Below are 21,197 nucleotides of genomic sequence, written 5' to 3' on the forward strand. Positions count from 1 at the left end.
CACCAATCTGCCGTCATACCATCCGTTGATGTTACAGCTCTTAAAGCAACCGCATTTTCATACGTTCTTTCGTCTCCCATAACCCCTACAGATTGAATTGGTAGGAAGATAGCACCTGCTTGCCAAACATCGTCATACAATCCGTCTTCTTTTAACGAAGAAATGAATATATGATCTACTTCTTGTAGGATTCGCACCTTTTCTGCAGTAACGTCTCCTAAAATTCTAATTCCAAGTCCTGGACCTGGGAACGGGTGACGACCCAAAATATTTTGTGAAATATCTAAAGATTTCCCAACACGTCTTACCTCATCCTTAAACAATAACTTCAAAGGCTCAACCACTTTTAATTTCATGTAGTCTGGTAAACCTCCTACGTTGTGGTGAGACTTAATTGTTGCTGATGGTCCTCCCGTTGCAGAAACTGACTCAATTACGTCTGGGTAAATTGTACCTTGACCTAACCATTTTGCGTTTTCTACCAACTTAGATTCTGCGTCGAATACATCAACAAATACTTTACCAATTGCTTTACGCTTCGCTTCAGGATCAGTTAACCCTTTCAACTCTGCATAGAATTGCTCAGAAGCATCAACTCCTTTCACGTTCAATCCCATACCTTGGTAGCTTTCAAGAACTGAATCATATTCATTCTTTCTTAGCAATCCGTTGTTTACGAAAATACAGTGTAAGTTTTTCCCGATAGCTTTGTGTAACAATACAGCAGCCACAGAAGAATCTACTCCTCCAGATAATCCTAAGATTACTCTATCGTCTCCTAACTTCGCTTTTAATTCAGCTACCGTTTCCTCAACGAAAGAATCTGGCGTCCAATCTTGCGCACATCCACAAATGTTAACAATGTAGTTTTCCAACAAAACCTTACCTTCTAAAGAGTGGTAAACCTCTGGGTGGAATTGGATACCGTAAGTAGTTTCCCCTTCGATTTTGTAACCTGCTACACGTACATCTGGTGTACTTGCGATAATTTTATAGTTGTCTGGAACTTCTTTAATGGTATCTCCGTGTGACATCCACACTTGAGAATCATTACTCATTCCAACCGTTAATTCATTTTCTTGATCTACGAAAGAAAGATTCGCTCTTCCGTATTCTCTAATTTTAGAAGGCAACACTTCACCTCCATAATTCAATGCAAGATATTGTGCTCCAAAACAAACTCCTAACAAAGGAAGTTTTCCTTTTATTCCATCTAAATCAGGTTTTGGTGCATTTTCATCTCTTGTTGAAAACGGACTTCCTGATAATATTACACCTTTTACATCCTCACCTATTTCAGGAACTTTGTTCCAAGGATGTATTTCACAGTAAACGTTCAGCTCTCTCACACGACGCGCGATCAACTGCGTGTATTGCGAACCAAAATCGAGAATTAAAATCTTTTCTTGCATGGGTGCAAAGATAATAACTCTTTGGAATGTGGAAAACAATTTTTCTTTAGACTTTTAGACACTTAGACACTTAGATTTTTAGACATTTAGACCCTTAGACTTTTAGAGGATTAGCCTCCTAAGGCTTTCTAAGTAAAAAACATTATTCCTTACAAAAAAAGGCGAAACTCTCGTCTCGCCTTCATTAAGTTCTTTGGTTGACTCTTAAACTAAACCTTCGCTCGTTAAGAACTCTACCACATTTTTCTCTATTCTTTCATTTAAGTTATCCGTAGAATCCTTTTGGAATTTCTCACCAACAATTTTCTCGTATAACTCAATGTATCTTTCAGTAACCGTTTCTACAAACTCATCTGGCATTTCAGGCATAGTTTGTCCGTCCAAACCTTGGAATCCATTCTCAATTAACCACTGACGAACAAACTCTTTACTCAATTGCTTTTGCGCTTCACCTTTGGCTTGACGCTCTTCGTAACCATCTGCATAGAAGTAACGCGAAGAATCTGGTGTATGAATCTCATCAATTAAGTAGATCTTACCATCCTTCTTACCAAATTCGTATTTTGTATCTACCAAGATCAATCCTTTTTCAGCTGCCAATTCGGTACCTCTTTGGAACAATGCTCTTGTGTAGTTTTCTAACTGTATGTAATCTTCTTCAGAAACAATTCCTTGCTTAATGATTTCTTCTCTTGAGATATCTTCATCATGTCCTTCGTCTGCTTTCGTAGCCGGAGTAATGATAGGTTCTGGAAACTTATCGTTTTCCTTCATTCCTTCTGGCAACTCAACACCACACAACACACGCTCACCTTTTTTGTACTCACGCGCTGAGTGTCCTGCCAAATACCCACGGATTACCATCTCAACTTTGAACGGCTCACACTTGTGTCCTACCGCTACCATTGGATCTGGCGTTCCGATTAACCAGTTCGGTACGATATCCTCTGTTGCTTTCAAGAACATTGTAGCAACTTGATTCAAAACTTGTCCTTTAAAAGGAATTCCTTTTGGCAAAATGTGATCGAAGGCCGAAATTCTATCCGATGCAATCATCACCATGTAGTTATCATCAATATTGTATACCTCTCTTACCTTTCCGTGGTATACTCCCTTTTGTTTAGGAAAATTAAAGTTAGTTGTTGTAACTGCTTTACTCATTATCTTCAGCTTTATCGAACGCTTCTATTATTTGCTTAACTATTCTATGACGGATTACATCGTTTTGATTCAAGCGAATCATTCCGATTCCATCAATATCTTTCAATACATCCAAGGCAAAAATTAACCCCGACTTTTGCTTGCGCGGTAAATCAATTTGTGATGCATCTCCGGTGATGACAAAATTAGCGCTTTTCCCCATACGAGTTAAAAACATTTTCATTTGACTCACCGTAGTATTCTGTGCCTCGTCTAAAATAACAAAGGCTTTATCTAAAGTTCTTCCTCTCATAAAAGCTAAGGGAGCAATTTCTATCACTCCTAATTCTATGAGGTCAGCTAACTTTTCAGCAGGAATCATATCTCTTAAAGCATCGTACAAAGGCATCATGTAAGGATCTAATTTTTCCTTCATATCCCCAGGTAAGAAACCAAGATTTTCCCCTGCTTCAACAGCCGGTCTTGTTAAAATGATACGACGCACCTCTTTTGCTTTCAATGCACGTACAGCCAAAGCCACCGCTGTATAGGTTTTTCCTGTTCCTGCGGGTCCAATGGCAAAAACCATATCGTTTTTATTGACAGATTTAACCAGTTCCCTTTGATTGTAGGTTCTTGCTTTTACTTTAATTCCGGAATTTCCATGAACTAAAATCTCAGACCCATCGCCACTTAATAATTTAGCGCCGTCTTCGAGCATTAGGTTATCGATATTATTTTCGGTCAATTCATTGTATCTATCCAAATGACTCATCAAAAGCTTAAACTTCGTTTCAAAACGCGTTACTTCATCTTCATCACCCTTTACAATAATTACATTGCCGCGTGCTACAATTTTGAGTTTAGAAAAATAAGACTGAATCACTTTCAGCTTCTCATTATTCACGCCCACCAGCTCCAAGGGGTTTATCCCTTTAATTTCAAATTTCTTTTCGTGCAAATTCTCTTTGTTTTAAACTTACAATATCTAAAATTAAGATTAATTTTGGCTCAAAATTAGGGAAATTACTTCATCTAAAAACATCTTTTAATAAGGATACATGAATATTGTGACAATAACTACAGACATGGGCTTGAACGACCACTACGTTGCTGCATTAAAAGGAGCGATGTACAAGGTGGAAAGTAAGCTTCAAATTGTAGATATTTCACACAACATCAATCCTTTTAACATTGCCCAAGCATCGTTTTACATTAAAAATTGTTTAAAGGACTTCCCTGCTGGCACCGTACACTTAGTAGGTGTAGACAGCGAACCCATCGTGAATTTTGGAGATCCAGATGCAGGGGCTTTTCCAAGTTTCATCCGTTATCGAGATCAATACATTGTTGCTACAGACAACGGCATCTTTTCTTTAATTTTAGGAAATGATGAGGCCGAGGGTATGTGGAACATTGACAATGTTCTTTCGAATCCTAAGCTGATGAAATTCCCTACAAAAAACATTTTGGCGCCAACAGCTGTTGCCTTAGCCCAGGGTGTAAACCCAGAAGATTTGGGCAGCGAAAAAACAACTATTCGCAGGGCCGTTGTTGCTAATCCAGTGATAGAACCCAACGTTCTTAAAGGTAGAGTTATCCATGTAGACAATTACGGAAACTTAATAACCAACATCACGAAAGAAGATTTCGATCGAATGGGGAAAAACATTCCTTTCACTATATTCTTTAGAAAAAAGGAATACTATATCGATGAAATCTCTGCGGGATACAACGAAGTACCTCCCGGTGAGCGATTGGCCATGTTTAACGACACCGACAACTTAGAAATTGCCATCAACAAAGGTACGCCCGGAAATGGTGGTGGCGCTAATTCTCTGTTTGGCTTACGCGTTGGAGATGTAATACGCATTGAATTTAGTCCGAGAGGATCCAAAACTACATTAGAATCTCTATTTTAATATGTTAAGAATCGTAAAACTCACTTTTCAAGAAGATAAACTCGAAGACTTTTTAGCTTTCTTCGACACTATTAATACAAAAGTTGCAGGTTTCGAAGGATGTAATGGCATGAAGCTTTTACAAGACATCCATCACCCCCATATTGTTTTCACCTACAGCGATTGGGATGACGAAGCTGCACTCAACAATTATCGCTACAGCGACTTATTCAAAGGTGTATGGTCTACCATTAAACCTTGGTTCGGAGCCAAAGCAGAAGCATGGTCTGTAGACACTTACTTCAATGGTTTCCCTCAAGGGTAATTAGACCTGTATAAAAGCAAGTAACTTTCGTAAGAACTTGACTTATTAAAGGATAATTATTCAAAAGTTTGCGAATTGATTCGGTTATAGGCATTTTTAAGCCTTAATTTTGACAAAAAAAATCATAATGAGAGCCCTATATTTTAAGGAAATACGTAGTTTTTTAAGTTCCATTCTTGGTTACATATTCGTAGCTATTTTCCTTGTAATCACTTGGTTGTTTCTTTGGGTGATTTCGGATTATTTTAATTTATTGGAAGGTGGATTGGCCGATCTCCAACCCTTTTTCAGCATGGCCCCACTCATCTTATTGATATTAATACCTGCGGTTACTATGCGTTCCTTTGCCGAAGAAAAAAGATCTGGAACCATAGAGTTATTATACACGCGTCCACTTTCAGATTTCAAAATATTAATGGCCAAATACTTGGCAGGAGTTACGCTCGTAATTATTTCATTGCTGCCCACATTGGTTTACTATATCTCCATGCATTACTTGGGAGATCCGGTAGGGATTATTGATGACGGAGCTACCATCACCTCTTATTTAGGTCTCTTTTTGTTAAGTGCTTGTTTTGTTGCTATTGGAATATTTTGTTCGGCAATTACGAGCAACCAAATTGTAGCATTCATCATTGCACTTTTCCTATGTTGGTTCTTTTACAACGGACTTTCTATGTTAGGAAGTTACGCCAACTTTGCAGGATTAGACTCAGTAATTAAAGCGATAGGAATAGATACACACTACCAATCTATTAAAAAGGGAGTGATTGTAATGAGTGATTTAACTTACTTCTTTGGAGTGATTTTCTTCTTCCTTTTCGCCACACATTCAGTACTTAAATTAATGCGTAAATAAACCGTAGCATGAAAAACACAAAAAGATCATCAAGCGTTTATTATTCTATTCTTCTCCTCATTGTTTTAGCAGGAGTAGTTATGGTAAACATATTAGTTTGGGCTACAGACTTCAGAATAGATTTAACAGAAGACCAACGTTATTCTCTAACAGAATCTACAAAGGAAGTTTTGGATTCTGATTCCTTACTAAAGGAAAGAATACTTTTTAAAGTATACCTAGAAGGAGATAAGCTTCCTGCAGAATTGCGACGTTTAAGAAACTCTATTAAAGATAAGTTAGACGAGTTTAAATACTACGCCGGTAAAAAGGTGGAGTATGAATTCATTGACCCTACCGAAGGTACAGAAGCTGATTTTAAAGAGTTGAGTGAGCAGTTGATGGACAAAGGAAATGGATTAGTTCCCTTAGTTGTTAATTTCAGAAGTAATGGTACTGCCGATAAATTGGTAGTTTTTCCAGGTGCTAAAGTAGAGTACAAAGGAATTACTTCTGGATATGTTCAATTCTTACAAGGTGGTAATGCCGACCTTAATGCTATGTTGGATCAGAAAATCCAAAACAGTATTACCAATATTGAATACGAATTGATGAAAGCCATAGATAAGGCTGCAAGAACTTCAAAAAAATCTATTGGTATTCTACATGGTCATGGTGAGTTACCCGCTCCAAAAACAGCTTACTTCAGAAGACAATTAGAAGATGCTTATGATTTCAAAGACCTTGCAATCAATGGTCAAATCAATGCATTGGATGAAGTAGACGGGTTAATCATTGCTGATCCGAATCGAAAGTTCAGTGATAAAGACAAATTTGTTATTGATCAATTTTTAATGAGAGGTGGAAAACTAATGGTTTTCTCGAACCCTCTGAACATTAACAATGATTCATTGCGAAGAAATCAAACCGTTTACACACGCAGAAAAAGAACGGGACTAGAAGATTTGATTTACGATTACGGTATTAAAATGAATGAAGACCTTGTGGTGGATGCCAATTACGGTTACTTCTTCTTAAGTAAGCGTCAAGAAACGCGACCATTACCTTGGTACTTCTATATCCGTTCTCAAGGGACTGATCACCCAATTAGTAGTCAAGTAGACCCGGTATTCTTGATGTACGCCTCTAGTTTGCAATTCGTAAAACAAGATGGATTGAAGCCACACATTTTATTGACATCCTCGAACAATTCAAAAGTACACGGACAAGGATCTATGTTGGTATCTTTAGGGATGACACGTTTAGGTGAACTACCAGACTTTGCAGATGTAAACAACGACATGAATAAGAAAATGTTGGGTGCAATTGTAGAAGGTAAATTCAATTCTGCCTTTAAAAACAGAATCATCTCAACGTACACAGACAATCCTGACGCTCGTTTCTTAGCAGAAAGTAAAGCCCCGGGAAAACTAATGGTCGTGAGTTCTGGAACCTTCTTTGCGAATCAATATTACGATTCTGTATACGTACCAGAAACAAATTCTTACAAATACTACGAAAAGCGTTCTGGCCCTTACCAAATTGAAGACTTAATAGACAACCCTTTCCCGAAAGGAAACTTTGAGTTCATGCAAAATGCCGTGGATTACATGATGGGGGAAGAAGCCTTACTTTCAGTGAGAAGTCGATCTATCGATTTACACCCTACAGATAAGAAAAAAGTAGTAGAACAAGCAGGATTCTACAAAGCTATTAACCTAGCAATTCCACTAGGTAGCATACTATTACTTGGAATCATTACCTTATTTATTAGAAAAAGAAAATACGCCAAATAATGAAGAAGAAACAAATAATCGTACTCCTTAGCGCCGTGGTAGTTCTTGGAATCTTGGGATACTATACACAAACAGCTGTAGAGAATGAAGGAAAGTCAGACCCTACAGAATTGATCAATTTTGAAATTGAAAACGTTGAAGAGGTGGACAAGGTTGTAATTTACGATCCTTTGTTCGACCTTGATTTCACGCTGGTGAAGAAAGATGGAGAATGGTTAGACGGTAATGGAAATTGTGTACAGGAAAACCCTGTAGATAATATTTTGGAAGCTTTTAGAAAGATCAGTTTCAAAGGATATGTCAACGACAAGTTAAAACCAACGGTCAATAAATTAATGGCTGCCAAAGCAAAACAAGTTGATATTTATAAAAATGGTCGTTTGGAAAAAACTTGGTATGTAGGACATGGCACACCAGATCACCACGGTACATACATGTTGTTGCAAACGCCAGACATCAAAAGTGATCAGCCTGTAATTATGGATATGGAAGGTTTGAATGGTATTTTGGAACCGCGTTTCTTTGTAGACCCAAAACAGTGGGCATGTTCAGATTTATTCGCTTTCTCTCAGAAAAACATCAAAGGTGTAACGCTAGTAAACACGCAAACACCACAAGAGAGTTACGACATCCAATTAGAAAACGGTGATTACATTGCAAGAACAGGAGAAGAAGTGTTAAACATCAATAAACAGAACTTATTGAGTTTCTTAAATGCTTTTGATAATATCCACTTTAACCAACAGAACTACACCATGAATCAGAGGCAAATCGATAGTATGAAACGAACTATCCCTCACTATTCACTTACCCTTACACCCAAACAAGGAGATGTTGAAAAATACGATTTCTACGATTACATAGAAAAGGATTTGAGTAGACCGGATACGAACATTTTCAGCATGGAATACATGTGGACCTTTACACAAGAGGAGCAATTAGTACGTGTTCAAATTGGTGGTCGATTTGGAATAGGACTAGGACCTATTTTAATAGGTAAAGACATTTTTGTAGAAACAGAAAACTAAATATTTGTTGTTGACAACTACGTGAACAACTAATAAAGACAGAAAGAAGATCATCTCAAATGTTCGGTTATATTTGTTAATTGAACTAATTAATGACAATTAGAAATGAATTTTGTAATATCAAGTACTAGCTTATTAAAGCAATTACAAAGCATCAGCGGTGTTTTAAGCACAAGCAACACCCTTCCTATTTTAGACAACTTTTTGTTCGAAATAAACGATGGAACCTTAACCATCTCTGCATCAGATTTAGAAACTACGATGCAAACGGCTATGAATATTGAGGCCAACGAAGACGGAAAAATCTGTATTCCTGCCAAAATATTATTGGACGTGTTGAAAAACCTTCCAGAACAGCCTTTAACTTTTACAGTAGACAATAATACTTTCGCTATAGAGATTACCTACAACAACGGTAAATCTAAGATGGTTGGATACAATGGAGACGACTTCCCGAAATCTCCTTCTTTAGAGAATGGTGATAGCATTACATTGTCTGGTGAAATCATTTCTGAAGCCATCAACAAAACTTTATTTGCTACAGGTAACGATGATTTACGTCCGGTAATGAGTGGAGTATTTGTACAGTTTGCAGGAAGTGACATCATCTTCGTTGCAACAGATGCGCACAAATTAGTTCGCTACAAAAGATCAGATGCTGAAAGTACAGGAAGCTCATCTTTCATCTTACCAAAGAAACCTTTAAACTTATTAAAGTCTAACTTAAAAGGTGAAGAGCAAGTACGTATTATGTACAACGAAAGCAACGCGATTTTCGAATTCAACGATACTGTATTGACGTGTAGATTAATCGACGGTAAATACCCGAACTACGAAGCAGTAATTCCAAAAGAGAATCCTAACGTATTGAGCGTAGACCGTATGGATTTATTAAGCTCTATCAAGCGTGTATCTATTTTCGCCAACAAAACTACACACCAAGTACGTTTAAAAATGGCAGGTGCAGATTTACAAATCTCTGCAGAAGATTTAGATTTCTCTAACGAAGCCAACGAGCGCTTAACGTGTAACTACAATGGTGATGATATGGAGATTGGTTTCAACTCTCGTTTCTTAATGGAAATGTTGAACAACATTAGCAGCAAAGAAGTGAAGATAGAAATGAGCGAACCAAACAGAGCAGGTATCCTTTTACCCGCAGAAAACGAAAACGAAGCAGAAGACATTTTAATGTTGGTAATGCCAGTTATGTTGAACAAATAAGTCGTACTGACTTCTACATATTGAAAGCGGAAACTTTAGGGTTTTCGCTTTTTTTATGCTTGGCAAACGGCCTATCTATCCCAACATCCCCAAGTTTCTTGGAGAGCTTTTTGTACCCTCCTTGTTTGCATATAACATTCGAGCATCATTCAATGCTCAAGATTCTATTATTTTAGGCCTTAAATAAAATATATAATGAAAATATTCAACGCTATTCACCTCCTCACTTTTCTAGTCACCTTCTTCTTCATACAAAAAGGTTTTGGACAAGAACCACAATACATAGCTGTAAATTGGAAAGTCGGAGATATTAAAACCATAACACATATAGACTCCACTAACATCTATCAAAACAACCAACCTGTATCAAAAGTAGGATTGAAAACTACCTACAGTATGGAAATCGTCGATTTAAAAGATACGGTATATGAGGTTCACTTTAAACAGTTTAAAAACACGGAACTTAATTTAGATTTTGGAAAACTTGTAGACTCTACCTTTGATGCTCAATTTGCCGTATTTACCAATTACGTCATTGAAAAAATGGCTTCACTTGAATATCGATTTTTGGTAGATAAAAACACGGCTTTAGCTTTCGAAATAAAAGACGAAACCTTATTACAGACTCAAATGAAAACCATCACTTTCGATGCCATATCAACTTTTTTAAACACGCTGGGAGACCAACTGACGGAGCAAGAAAAGAAACAAATTCAGTTACAATCTGAAATATACATGCAAGATCAAATTGACAATACCACCCAAACCATGATGAATGCTTTCAATTACATATTTCAAGCTTACACCTTTCCTTACTTACTAAATGATGTTTATGAAATGCAAGTGGAAGTTTATAATATAGATGAATCTCTAAACAACGGACAAACCTATAATACTCCAGTAGTCATTGAAAGCTGGAAAAGAAACAATCAGATTTTTATCGATTATACATACATCTATAATAAAGAACAAATGTTCGAAGAAATTGTAAGTTCTCAAGGAAACCCTTATGCAATTTCCATAGACGAATTCGAAATCACTGAGGGAGTTCTAAGCTCCTTTAACACCTCTACCAGCTGGATAAACTCCAGCAAATCATTTACTCATGTGCAAATGGGCGAAATAGAAGTGCAAAATGCGGCTTATGTAAGTATTAAATAAGTAATATCCCACTCCACTTTTAAGTGACTCCCTAAAACCATACAATGACAAAAGTCAATACCATACCCCGTAAATAGATTTGTACTAAAAACATAAAAGGTCGTATCTTACCATAACTAATACTACACGTTATGAAACGACTACTACTTGTAATTAGCGCGTTGACCGCTTTAATGGTCAACGCCCAAGAAAACGCAAACAAACCTAGTTTTGCAGTGGCTAAACCACACGTTCAAGAGCTAGACATCCCTCAGGAAATAGCCGCAAAATTCATCCAACTCGAACTTATTAAACTCGACAAGTACAATGTCTATGATGAGTTCGATATGGCGGAAGTCATTCAAGATTCAAGTGAATTTAGAACGAATTGTTTTGGAATCAATTGTCTTACCCGCATGGGTCGAAAACTAAATGTAGACTACATTATTTCTGGTAGTTTTGACGGTTTGGGGAACAAAATAGCCATCTCCTTAAAATGGATAGACGTTAAAAAAGGAGAACTACACATGGCTATGGTTAGAGAGTTCGACAATCAAGAAATGGAGATTCAACGTATGGTTGAGGTCATGCTGAAAGAAATGCACGGCGTACCTGTATCCAAAGAACTTGTAACGCGCCTCGAATTCAAAAACGAACTAATCACCTCCAACAATGTGGGTAGGATTAATAATTCTGGTCCGCGATTAGGGTATGCATTTTTGGTGGGTGACATGTATAAATACGCAAGACGACCAATTAACCAAGGAGGTCTAGACATTTTCCCAGGCGTAAGTATGATCGGTTATCAATTCGAGAAACAATACGTTGGGACAGAAAACTTCTCAGCACTTCTCGAAGGTATTTTTAATTTCTCAGGTTTAGAGCAAGGAATCTTCATTCCCTCTTTCACCCTATTGAATGGATTTAGATTTGGAAAAGCGGGTTGGGAATTTGCATTCGGTCCTAGTTTTAATTTGAGAAAAATAAGTCAAGGTTTCCTTGATACCGAAAACAGCTTTGGTAACGGTGTAAATAGTTATTACTCTTATAATGACTGGTATGACTACGCATCGGACAACTATTCTACGGATAGTAACTACATAGACCAATATGGTTATTTCTACCCACCTACTCCTTCCGAAGCAAGTGGAGAAGATTATTATTTCTCTGATCAATACGATTCTAGAGGAGGATTAAAACTTGGAACAACTTGGGTGTTTGGTTTTGGTAGAACTTTTACAGCCGGAGCTTTAAACATCCCTGTAAACCTCTTTTATTCTTCTAGTAGAAGTGGCGGTATGGTCGGAGCATCGATAGGCTTCAATGTCCAGAAAAGCAAAAAGAACATTAACAGATAATTTGTAAAGAGACTGCTATTTCAGCAGTCTCTTTTTTTTTGCACTTCCTTTTTCGTGCTATTTTTAAACCATGAAGGCAACACCAGAACACAACGCAAAAATTGCTAAAATGACCTTTGCTTCGGTTTATCCACACTATGTAACAAAGGTTGAGCGAAAAGGTAGAACCAAAGAAGAATTACATCAAGTCATCACATGGCTTACTGGCTTTGACGCTCAAGAAATACAACGAACAATAGATGAAAAATTAACTTTTGTAGAATTCTTTGAACAAGCCAAATTAAATGATAATGCCCACCTCATCAAAGGTGTAATATGTGGCTACAGAATTGAAGAACTAGAAAATGAGTTAACCCAAAAGGTACGCTACCTAGATAAGCTTGTAGATGAACTCGCTAAGGGTAGAAAAATGGAGAAAATCTTAAGAAAAGCATAAAATGAAGTCAACCCTAGTCATCTTAATCTCATTTTTTAACTGTATTAGTTTTGGTCAAACTCAACTAAAAACAAAAATTGACAGCCTCAAATACACCACGAACATTGCAAGTATTTGTAGGTCTGAAAATGTTATGCAAAAGTGTGAGTTATGCAATGCATGTGGTGATGTTTTCTTTTGGGAAATTGTACAAGCCAAAGACAGTGCAATCCCCATACTTTTAGATAAAATTATAGACACAACACAAACTAAGGCACCTATCCAATTCGCAGGAATCAATTACACGGTTGGAGATGTTGCCTTACTCGCTCTAATGGAAATCATTCATGATATCCCACTCCTAGATATTATAAATACGAAACATTCATCTAGGGAAGCTCCTATGTTTATTTGGAAACATTTAAATCAAAGTTTAGTAAACCGAAAGCAGTTTGCAGATACATTGCGCAGTTGGTATAATACTCATCAAAACAAATTGATATGGTCTCCATCCAACGACTTTGAAATCTGTGATTGTTCAGGACCTCACCCCAATGGAGGACATTATACATTAAGCGAAGACTAATCTATAATGATTGCCTATACGCTGCACCCCATTTGGCTATTTCATCAATAATTGGCTTTAAAGATTTTCCCTTTTCCGAAATACTATACTCCACAGTGATGGGTTTAGTATCCATCACTTCTCTATCGATCAATTGATTCATTTCTAAATCCTGTAGTTCTTTAGACAGCATCTTGGTACCTATCCCTTCCACTTCTCGCATCAATTCCATAAAACCAAGTCGATTACCTTCTATCAAGGTTCCTAAAATGTGAAACTTCCATTTACCAGAAAGTACATCCATCGCATCTTTAATGGCTTGAATTCTGTGTTGACATATCGGAGTCGCATTTACTACAGGGTCTTTTTTCATCGCAATCATTTCTTCCTCCAAAAATAAAATTGATTCTCTAGCTTTCCTAAAGGGAAGTAGTTTCCTAGAGGAAAGTGACCCTGTATAACTCAAAGTTGCTCCTTATTTTTGAACTGTTCGAACACTTAACACAACAGATGATGTACAAATTAATCCTCATCCCTCTTGCACTTATGGCGACCATGTTCGCTTCAAGTTGTAAGACACAAAGTTTAGATAAAATGACAACAAAAGAAAAAAATGCCTTATTGTGTGACCCAGAAACTGGTGCATGCGAAATGCCAACAAGTGAAAACACCTTAGATAGTCTTATTGATAAAAGTTTGACTTCAACAAAGGTTAAACTCGTCTATTTTACGGACCCTATTTGTTCTTCTTGTTGGGGAATAGAACCTCAATTAAGAAAATTAAAACTTACTTACGATGATCAATTAGATATAGAATACCGCATGGGTGGTTTATTACCCGATTGGTCTTACAACAGCGGGGGTATTAGCAAACCTTCTGACGTCGCCCACCATTGGGACGAAGTAAGCGTATATTACGACATGCCTATTGATGGAGATGTTTGGTTGGAAGATCCTTTGAACTCCTCCTACCCTCCTTCAATTGCCTTTAAAGCGGCGCAATTCCAAGATGAGAAAAAGGCACAAATATTCTTGAGAGAAATCAGAGAAATGGTATTTCTACATAAAATAAATATTGCCAAGGAGAACAATTTATTGATAGCAGCTGAAAAGACGGGCTTAGATAAAGAACGTTTTAAAACAGACCTTCATAGTATTGCAAAAGAAGCGTTTAAAGAAGATTTGGCTTTAGCCAGAACTTATGGTGTTAGAGGTTTTCCAAGTATCTATTTAGTAGACAATGAAGGAAACAAAAACCTGATTTACGGTACACAACCTTATGCTAAATATGAGGCCTTACTTGAAGATAAACATCCGGAGCTTAAAGCAAATTCCTATTCAAAAGATTGGGAAGCTTTGTTTACAAAATTCAAATCATTAACAGCAAGAGAATACGCAGAACTATCTAATCAGAATAGACAGGAGGCGGAAGAAGAATTGGTACAATTAACCAAGGCGAAAAAACTCATGCAATTCACTACTAAAAATGGTAGTATTTGGAGCAAACACATCTAAATCTAAGGGCGTGCTCATTAGAGTACGTCCCCTTTTTCTTTAAAATAGAGTGCATCTATAAATACAAGCAATCTAAAAGAAAAGGAATTGGTTTGAGCATAATCAAATAAATTCCCAACGCTTGTAAAGTAATTCGGTGCTAGATCAGACTGTTGCGTGAGTATGTTATTCTTATACACCAACCTCAATTCACTACCCGGTAAAAACACCCATCTGTAATTTAAGTCAATAGAAAAAGCATTGAAATTGATGTCGTGCATATCTTGCCCTTGACTATCTCTCCCTGTGTAAGCAGTTGAAACTCTATCTCCATCCGTTCCCAAGGCATGAAAATTATGATAATCTACGTTTTGCCAATTGTGACGAACGCGAATATCTATTCCCATTCTATTGGTAAAAATAAATTCAGAAGTAAACGTGTTTGTGATAATGTTTCGGTTTCGCTCCCCTAAAATAATTTCATCACTTTCATAATCTATAGGACGAACGTAACCAAAGTCATTCAATAAATAATCAATGTTCGCATCTAAGACTAAAAACCATTTGTCGGATACACGCAATCTTGGACTCACTCCTAAAGATGCACTTCTCTGATCCCATCCTATATAATCCTCGAAATATCCAGAAATATCTAAGGCAAAAGGCTTGGAATAATCACTACTGTAAAAGAAGCTTGCATCATATTTTGCATTTTTCTTTACAGGGTTTCCAGCAGATCGGGCCTCAAAGTGATCTAAACTTCCTAAAGGATATATATTTGCATCGGCACCAACCGTTAGAAAATTCTTATAAGTTTTGCGGTAAAAACCACTCAAACGTAAGGTCTCAAATAGTGCTGGTGCATACAACTCTTTATACGCCAAGCTTACTCCACTCCACCTCCTTAAAAAGTTCCTTTTCGGCTTAAAGTCAAAATATTTATAGAAAACACCGTACTCTCTAAAGTTGTTTCTCGCTAAATACCCCAAATCATTTGGGTCAAACTTATCACTGATTTCGTTGTAGTTGAAACCGTAATTGTGTTGTCCTTGCACCCTGCTAACATCTACAAAGGCTGTATGACCAACACTGTGCTCTAATTTATCTTGAACATCACTTACTCTTACCCCCGTAAAAATAGCGTAGTCCCTGTCTTTTGAAAAGATATTACTCTGAGCAACAGTAACATTGGCATTGCGTGCGTCACCAGCTCTTTGCACATTTGAATTCAGTAAATTGACGTAGGAATTATTCTTCAAAGGTTTAGAAAGGGAAACGATGTTATAATTGGTAAGCGGATTCGTCTCCACCTCTCGCTCTAACCCTGTTTCTTTGTCGTAAACAGTTGCAAAACTTCTCGCCTCAACAGCATTAAACACTCCAATTCCCAAATTATTTTTAGTTCTACCAGAAATCTTCGAAGCATTCAACAAGTTCGCCTTTTGTGGATTGGTAATCAGCACTTCATTTTCGGACAATTTTGACTGAACGCTATTTGCTCCATAGGGTCTGCCTCCTACTCTTCTCGAATAAAAAACATCACCTATTCCAAACAAGTCCGTTCCTTCCGTAAAGAAGGCTCTGTTCTCATCAAACTGAACCTCAAAGGGAGATAAGTTCAACACCAAGTTATCACTTCTTGCCTGACCAAAATCAGGTATTAAAGTCATGTCCAAAGTAAAGGCTTCCGTTAAACCATATTTCAAGTCTAAACCACCATTCAATCTATAATTGCCTTCCGCTTGACCTGAACTCTTTTCGTAATATCCGGTTAAATAAGGTGTAAAAGACAGTCTCAACGGAGGTTGAATTCCTCGAATTCCCTCTACACTTCCCGCTTGTTGAATTTCCCCATACTTGGTGGGGTCAACTGGAGACCAATAAGATTCTTCACGCTTTCTTCTCACCGAGCGCTTAAAGTTCACTTTCCAATGTTGTACTTCTCTATTTGGAAAACGAATCGCCGAATAAGGAATTTTTATTTCAACGCTATAACCGTAATGCTGTCGTTGCACTTTACTTTTCCATACGGTATTCCACGATAAATCTAAATTATCATCTACCATGAGTCCGTCAACTTCCACACCTGCTGCCGTAACAAAAAAGTAAAAGGCGCGTTGCTTATTACCATAGGTATCTATAGAAACTGCCATCCAATCGGCATTACCTACATCATCGCGTTGGGAAAGAGAATAACTAATACTATCTGGTTCTGGATCGTGAAATTCACCACCAATGTAAATGGCATCCTCAGCATAAACCATGTAACACTTCGACACAAAATTAGAAGTATCACCAAACTTCGGGTAATTGACGATGAAATCCGTGGCCAACTGAGCGTTTGACCAAAAATCTTCGTTTAAATAACCATCTAGCTCTAAGGGAGATGACAATTTATTTACCTCATAAGTCCTTTGAGATAAACCAAAATCTGCTATCATTGTAAAAAATAGCACAATAGTTGTTAGATAGTAACCGCACTTCATAATTAACAACCGCAAATATCATAAGCAATGCGCTCGAAAACAAATCATTTATCCTTTTTTAGTGTTTTACCGCTGTATCTTGTGCTTTTTATTTTTTCAGCTTGTTCTTCTACACAAAATGTAGGAAAAAGCCTTCAGAGTCAAGAAAAGACCCGAGAACTCGCCATTGAACACCATATAAAATCTACATTAGGTGCTGATAGTAGTCACTATGAAAGTATCGCATATGGAAAACTCATCGTTACCAAACCAGAGAGTTTCTTTCCTTTAGACTCCATGTACCGATTGAAAACTGAGTTGCTTAAAAACAAAGGGAAAAACTATTACAAACTCGAAGAGCTCGAAGAAGCCATAGCGGTGAAACGACTTGAGCTCGAAGCAGAAAAGAGCAACATTATTTACGAACAAGAGCATGTCTACGCAATAAAGAAAGATAGCACCGTTGAAATTCATGAGGTGGTGGTCAACTTAAAGGATCAAATAAAAGTGAACTATATAACACCCTTAGAAAAAAGTGAATTTAGTAAACAGTTATTCTACACCTACAAACTCTATTTCTTCAACCTTCCTTTTGTGATTACGAATTACTACTACGCCTCACAAGAAGAAATAGAATTCTACAGATTGTACAAAGGAAAATATGAAAGCTTATTTGACGAAGCTGAACGAAATACTTTTCTAGAACACACTTTGCAAGTAATGCGAAAAGCAAAACGAATCAATTCTTTGAGTGTAAAGAAATTGGTCGAAAAGGATTTAAGAGATCAATTAGATAGAAAGTTTACGATAATCAATTTTGAAGTTGAAGAAACGGCTGAAGGAGAAACAATCGCTTACTACTGTGTTATAGAATTCTCAGATGATCAAGAGCCTCAATTTCATGAATACCGCTATGATGTCTACCTAAGGCAAACGGATTTCTAAACATTTTTCAATCTTCTCATGTAAGTTGAAATAGCCATACTCCTTGGCCAATTGATAGAAAAGGCTGTCGGTGTTTACCCCTATTCGGAGATTTTCAAATTGAATAACTTCACCTTCTAAAGGATAAAACACAGGTTCTCCTCCATAAGATTGCTGATAACTTTTTGCGATAAAATCGAGTTCTTTTCTTAGGCGCTCATTCCCCTTTTCATAGATAAAACAATGTTTCGCATCCTGTGAATAGAGAACTGCGGGACCACGAGCCTCTAACATGAACATTCTACTTTGACGAAGGTTCTTTTCTCGTTGAAGCGTAACATTTAGCACTATTCCTAGCAATACAATCCCGGGGAACCCTAAAAGTTTTAATCTTCCCGATTTTATACTCAAATGGATCATGAAGCAAGCCAAGTAAGCAAGGAATACCATCCATGCGCTCAATTGAATTCCTTGGGTTAACGCATAGGGCAAATCAGCTATCCACTCCATAGTATTGGACAAGGATAGAAAACTCATCTTTACAGCCATCCCGGTAACAGCAGACATGTAGGGTATGAAATAGGTCAACAAGAAAACCAGTCCAGAAAACATAGCTGCAAAAGCGAGAATAAGCAATACCAAATTCGTCAATAAAAAGTAGTTCGGAAATTGGTGGAAGTAATACAAACTCAAAGGAAGCGTCCCAATTTGAGCTGCAAAACAAAGAGCTGTACCCTCCCAAATTTTACGCAAGATTTTCTGTCGAAAATAGAATATACGCTGAATTCCTTCAAAAAATAAAGCTATAGCAAACATGGCTGAGAAGGACAATTGAAAACCTATATCGAAGAGATAGGCTGGAGAAATTAATAACATTAAAAATGCAGTGCTGAGCAACACTTCCATGCTAAACATACCGTGTCCTCTCATTTTTCCTATCACTAAAAAAGTAAACATTGTTGTTGCCCGAACCACAGAAGGAGATGCTCCAGTAAGCAAAGCATAGAGCCATAAAACAATTAGCGCTACAACAAAGTAGAGTTTTTTCTTTCTCAGAAAGTATATTTTTTGAAAACAAAACTGCAAACAAAAAAGAAGTATCCCCACGTGCAGGCCAGAAACAGCTAACACATGCATGGCTCCAGCAGCTGTAAAATCATCTTTAACAGATTTGTCTAAACTAGACTTATCTCCCAAAACCAGAGCTTTGGCAATCCCAGCCTCTTTAGGTGCTAAAACATTTTCAAAGGCACTAGACAATTTCGTTCGCCAAATGGAGAATTTATGTTTCCATTGAGAATTGTGCCCCACCTTAATGCTCTCATCTGATCGTAAGAAAAGTTGTCGCCTTATCCCCTTGTTGCTCCAATATTTCTTTCCATCAAATGCGCCCGGATTAGAATTATTTGCAATGGGCTTGAGTGGCTTCTTAAAACTGATCACATCTCCTACCTGCAAAGTCAATTCATTCGAATCTTGAAAATAAACCACCATTATTTTTTCATTAGACGGGTACTTTTCTTGGCGAGTAAGAACCTCATTCAATGTAAACACCAAGGGGGAATACCGTCCTTCTTCCACTTTCCCCTCTGTAAATTCAGCTATCCTTACGCAGCTATCACAAGCCGTAAATTGAGGGGGAGTATTTGAAATATTTGGAGCTTTAAAAAATGTAAAACGCAACAATCCAAAGCAGAAAAACAAAAGGTAGAGTAAAAGGGATTTTAAACTAACCCGCAGAAAACTATGTTGCATCAATAAAAAATGAATACAAAAGTAGAGGACAAACACACCTGCAAGGGCATACATTGTTTCCGACAAACTAGCGGAACTATTTTCTCCAAGGAGATAAGTTAGGACAAGTAGGATTAACAAGCGCAAGGCTAGACTTGGTCTATTGATTTTAGGCTTCATAGATTAGGTATCAATTAGGTGGAAGAAGAAGTTACGACTATTTCATAAAACTTGCAAAAAGAGTAGGATTTAACCTATCCACCGAATAGCTCCAAGAAACTTTGTATTATCTGGCTTTTAGCTTCTGTACTAGCAATATTCTTTTTATTTTTGTAGTCTTAAATTTTTAGCAAAACTAGATGATGATAAAAGTAACTCTACCCGACGGTTCGGTAAGAGAATACGACAAAGGAAGCACTGCATTAGATGTTGCCAAAAGTATTTCTGAAGGATTAGCAAGAAATGTTCTTGCCGCAAAAGTAAATGGAGAGGTGCAAGATGCATTTCGTCCGATCAATGAAGACGTAGAACTTCAACTTTTAACCTGGAATGATACGGAAGGTAAATCGACCATGTGGCACTCTTCTGCACACATCATGGCTGAAGCATTGGAGTTTTTCTACCCTGGAATTAAATTAGCGATTGGACCTCCAATTGAAAATGGATTCTACTACGACGTTGATTTCGGTGAATACAACATCACTGAAAAAGACTTGGAGAAGGTAGAAAAGAAAATGAAAGAATTGGCGAAGCAAAAATTAGAATTTGTACGTCAAGAGATTTCAAAAGATGAAGCAATCAAGTACTTTACTGAGAAAGAAGATCCTTACAAATTAGAATTGATTGAAGGATTGGATGATGGAAACATCACTTTCTATACACAAGGTAACTTCACAGATTTATGTAGAGGACCTCACATCCCTAACTCAGGATTCATCAAAGCAGTGAAATTAACTTCTATTGCTGGTGCATACTGGAGAGGTGATGAAAACAACAAGCAATTAACGCGTATTTATGGTATCACTTTCCCGAAAGCGAAGGAGTTAACAGAATACTTAGAGCGTTTGGAAGAAGCGAAAAAGCGTGATCACAGAAAACTAGGTAAGGAATTAGACTTATTTACTTTCTCTCAACGTGTAGGTCAAGGTTTACCTTTATGGTTACCAAAGGGAGCTGCGTTGCGTGAGCGTTTAGAAAACTTCTTAAAGAAAGCACAACGTAAAGGTGGATATGATCAGGTAATCACTCCGCACATCGGAAGTAAAGAATTATACGTTTGTTCTGGGCACTACGCTAAGTACGGAAAAGATTCTTTCCAACCGATTAATACGCCAGACGAGGATGAAGAATTCTTGTTAAAACCAATGAACTGTCCGCACCACTGTGAGATTTTTAAATCAAGACCAAGGTCGTACAGAGATTTACCTGTAAGATTTGC

General features: G+C 37.3%; 19 protein-coding genes. 13 read left to right on the forward strand and 6 right to left on the reverse strand.

Features of this window, described 5'->3' with window-relative positions; all coding sequences use genetic code 11:
* The 3 genes from guaA to R3333_RS03380 form a co-directional block, all read right to left on the reverse strand.
* A partial coding sequence (gene guaA / locus R3333_RS03370; RefSeq protein ID WP_318957202.1) for a glutamine-hydrolyzing GMP synthase occupies positions 1 to 1,412 on the reverse strand: 1,412 nt, incomplete at its 3' end.
* A 204-nt stretch (positions 1,413 to 1,616) separates the two neighbouring features.
* Positions 1,617 to 2,573 (reverse strand): phosphoribosylaminoimidazolesuccinocarboxamide synthase, encoded by a 957-nt coding sequence (locus R3333_RS03375; protein ID WP_318957204.1) that lies wholly within the window; start codon positions 2,571 to 2,573, stop codon positions 1,617 to 1,619.
* Positions 2,566 to 3,513 (reverse strand): PhoH family protein, encoded by a 948-nt coding sequence (locus R3333_RS03380; RefSeq protein WP_318957206.1) that lies wholly within the window; start codon positions 3,511 to 3,513, stop codon positions 2,566 to 2,568. Before R3333_RS03380 ends, R3333_RS03375 begins: the two co-directional genes overlap by 8 nt.
* A 100-nt stretch (positions 3,514 to 3,613) precedes the next feature.
* Here R3333_RS03380 and R3333_RS03385 point away from each other — a divergent pair, with 100 nt between their 5' ends.
* The 10 genes from R3333_RS03385 (at position 3,614) to R3333_RS03430 (ending at position 13,163) form a co-directional block, all read left to right on the forward strand.
* Positions 3,614 to 4,474, forward strand: coding sequence for an SAM-dependent chlorinase/fluorinase (locus R3333_RS03385; protein ID WP_318957208.1), 861 nt, complete (start codon positions 3,614 to 3,616; stop codon positions 4,472 to 4,474).
* A gap of 1 nt (position 4,475) precedes the next feature.
* On the forward strand, positions 4,476 to 4,778 hold the full coding sequence (locus R3333_RS03390; protein WP_318957210.1) for an antibiotic biosynthesis monooxygenase family protein: 303 nt from the start codon (positions 4,476 to 4,478) through the stop codon (positions 4,776 to 4,778).
* A 127-nt stretch (positions 4,779 to 4,905) separates the two neighbouring features.
* Positions 4,906 to 5,637 carry a gliding motility-associated ABC transporter permease subunit GldF gene (gldF, locus tag R3333_RS03395; RefSeq protein ID WP_318957211.1) on the forward strand — a complete coding sequence of 244 codons (732 nt, stop codon included), beginning with the start codon at positions 4,906 to 4,908 and terminating at the stop codon, positions 5,635 to 5,637.
* Between the two features lie 8 nt (positions 5,638 to 5,645).
* On the forward strand, positions 5,646 to 7,412 hold the full coding sequence (gene gldG / locus R3333_RS03400; protein ID WP_318957213.1) for a gliding motility-associated ABC transporter substrate-binding protein GldG: 1,767 nt from the start codon (positions 5,646 to 5,648) through the stop codon (positions 7,410 to 7,412).
* Positions 7,412 to 8,440 (forward strand): hypothetical protein, encoded by a 1,029-nt coding sequence (locus R3333_RS03405; RefSeq protein WP_318957214.1) that lies wholly within the window; start codon positions 7,412 to 7,414, stop codon positions 8,438 to 8,440. The genes gldG and R3333_RS03405 overlap by 1 nt, the downstream gene beginning before the upstream one ends.
* A 105-nt stretch (positions 8,441 to 8,545) precedes the next feature.
* Entirely contained in the window at positions 8,546 to 9,664 is a 1,119-nt protein-coding gene (gene dnaN, locus R3333_RS03410) for a DNA polymerase III subunit beta (protein ID WP_090248747.1), read from the forward strand.
* A 195-nt stretch (positions 9,665 to 9,859) separates the two neighbouring features.
* A complete protein-coding gene (locus R3333_RS03415; RefSeq protein ID WP_318957217.1) occupies positions 9,860 to 10,825 on the forward strand; it encodes a hypothetical protein in 966 nt (321 codons plus the stop codon).
* 131 nt (positions 10,826 to 10,956) lie between these two features.
* Positions 10,957 to 12,162: a hypothetical protein gene (locus R3333_RS03420; RefSeq protein ID WP_318957218.1), complete on the forward strand. Its 1,206-nt coding sequence runs from the start codon at positions 10,957 to 10,959 to the stop codon at positions 12,160 to 12,162.
* 70 nt (positions 12,163 to 12,232) lie between these two features.
* Positions 12,233 to 12,598 (forward strand): DUF2200 domain-containing protein, encoded by a 366-nt coding sequence (locus R3333_RS03425; RefSeq protein ID WP_318957220.1) that lies wholly within the window; start codon positions 12,233 to 12,235, stop codon positions 12,596 to 12,598.
* Position 12,599: 1 nt separating this feature from the next.
* Complete coding sequence (locus R3333_RS03430; protein WP_318957222.1) at positions 12,600 to 13,163, forward strand: hypothetical protein; 564 nt, start codon at positions 12,600 to 12,602, stop codon at positions 13,161 to 13,163.
* Between the two features lies 1 nt (position 13,164).
* Here R3333_RS03430 and R3333_RS03435 read toward each other — a convergent pair whose 3' ends face one another.
* Positions 13,165 to 13,515 carry a helix-turn-helix domain-containing protein gene (locus tag R3333_RS03435; RefSeq protein WP_318957223.1) on the reverse strand — a complete coding sequence of 117 codons (351 nt, stop codon included), beginning with the start codon at positions 13,513 to 13,515 and terminating at the stop codon, positions 13,165 to 13,167.
* Between the two features lie 137 nt (positions 13,516 to 13,652).
* On the opposite strand from R3333_RS03435, the gene R3333_RS03440 reads away from it, so the two are divergent.
* Complete coding sequence (locus R3333_RS03440; RefSeq protein WP_318957224.1) at positions 13,653 to 14,657, forward strand: ClpXP adapter SpxH family protein; 1,005 nt, start codon at positions 13,653 to 13,655, stop codon at positions 14,655 to 14,657.
* 17 nt (positions 14,658 to 14,674) lie between these two features.
* On the opposite strand, the gene R3333_RS03445 is transcribed toward R3333_RS03440, so the two are convergent.
* On the reverse strand, positions 14,675 to 17,077 hold the full coding sequence (locus R3333_RS03445) for a DUF5916 domain-containing protein (RefSeq protein WP_318957226.1): 2,403 nt from the start codon (positions 17,075 to 17,077) through the stop codon (positions 14,675 to 14,677).
* 72 nt (positions 17,078 to 17,149) lie between these two features.
* On the opposite strand from R3333_RS03445, the gene R3333_RS03450 reads away from it, so the two are divergent.
* Positions 17,150 to 18,046 carry a hypothetical protein gene (locus tag R3333_RS03450; protein WP_318957228.1) on the forward strand — a complete coding sequence of 299 codons (897 nt, stop codon included), beginning with the start codon at positions 17,150 to 17,152 and terminating at the stop codon, positions 18,044 to 18,046.
* Here the strand turns inward: R3333_RS03450 and R3333_RS03455 are convergent.
* Entirely contained in the window at positions 18,026 to 19,939 is a 1,914-nt protein-coding gene (locus R3333_RS03455; RefSeq protein WP_318957229.1) for a ComEC/Rec2 family competence protein, read from the reverse strand. The two genes, R3333_RS03450 and R3333_RS03455, sit on opposite strands and share 21 nt — an antisense overlap.
* Positions 19,940 to 20,121: 182 nt before the next feature.
* Here R3333_RS03455 and R3333_RS03460 point away from each other — a divergent pair.
* A partial coding sequence (locus tag R3333_RS03460; RefSeq protein ID WP_318957231.1) for a threonine--tRNA ligase occupies positions 20,122 to 21,197 on the forward strand: 1,076 nt, incomplete at its 3' end.

This window comes from Lishizhenia sp. (genome assembly GCF_033720595.1).
GTDB lineage: Bacteria > Bacteroidota > Bacteroidia > Flavobacteriales_D > Crocinitomicaceae > Lishizhenia.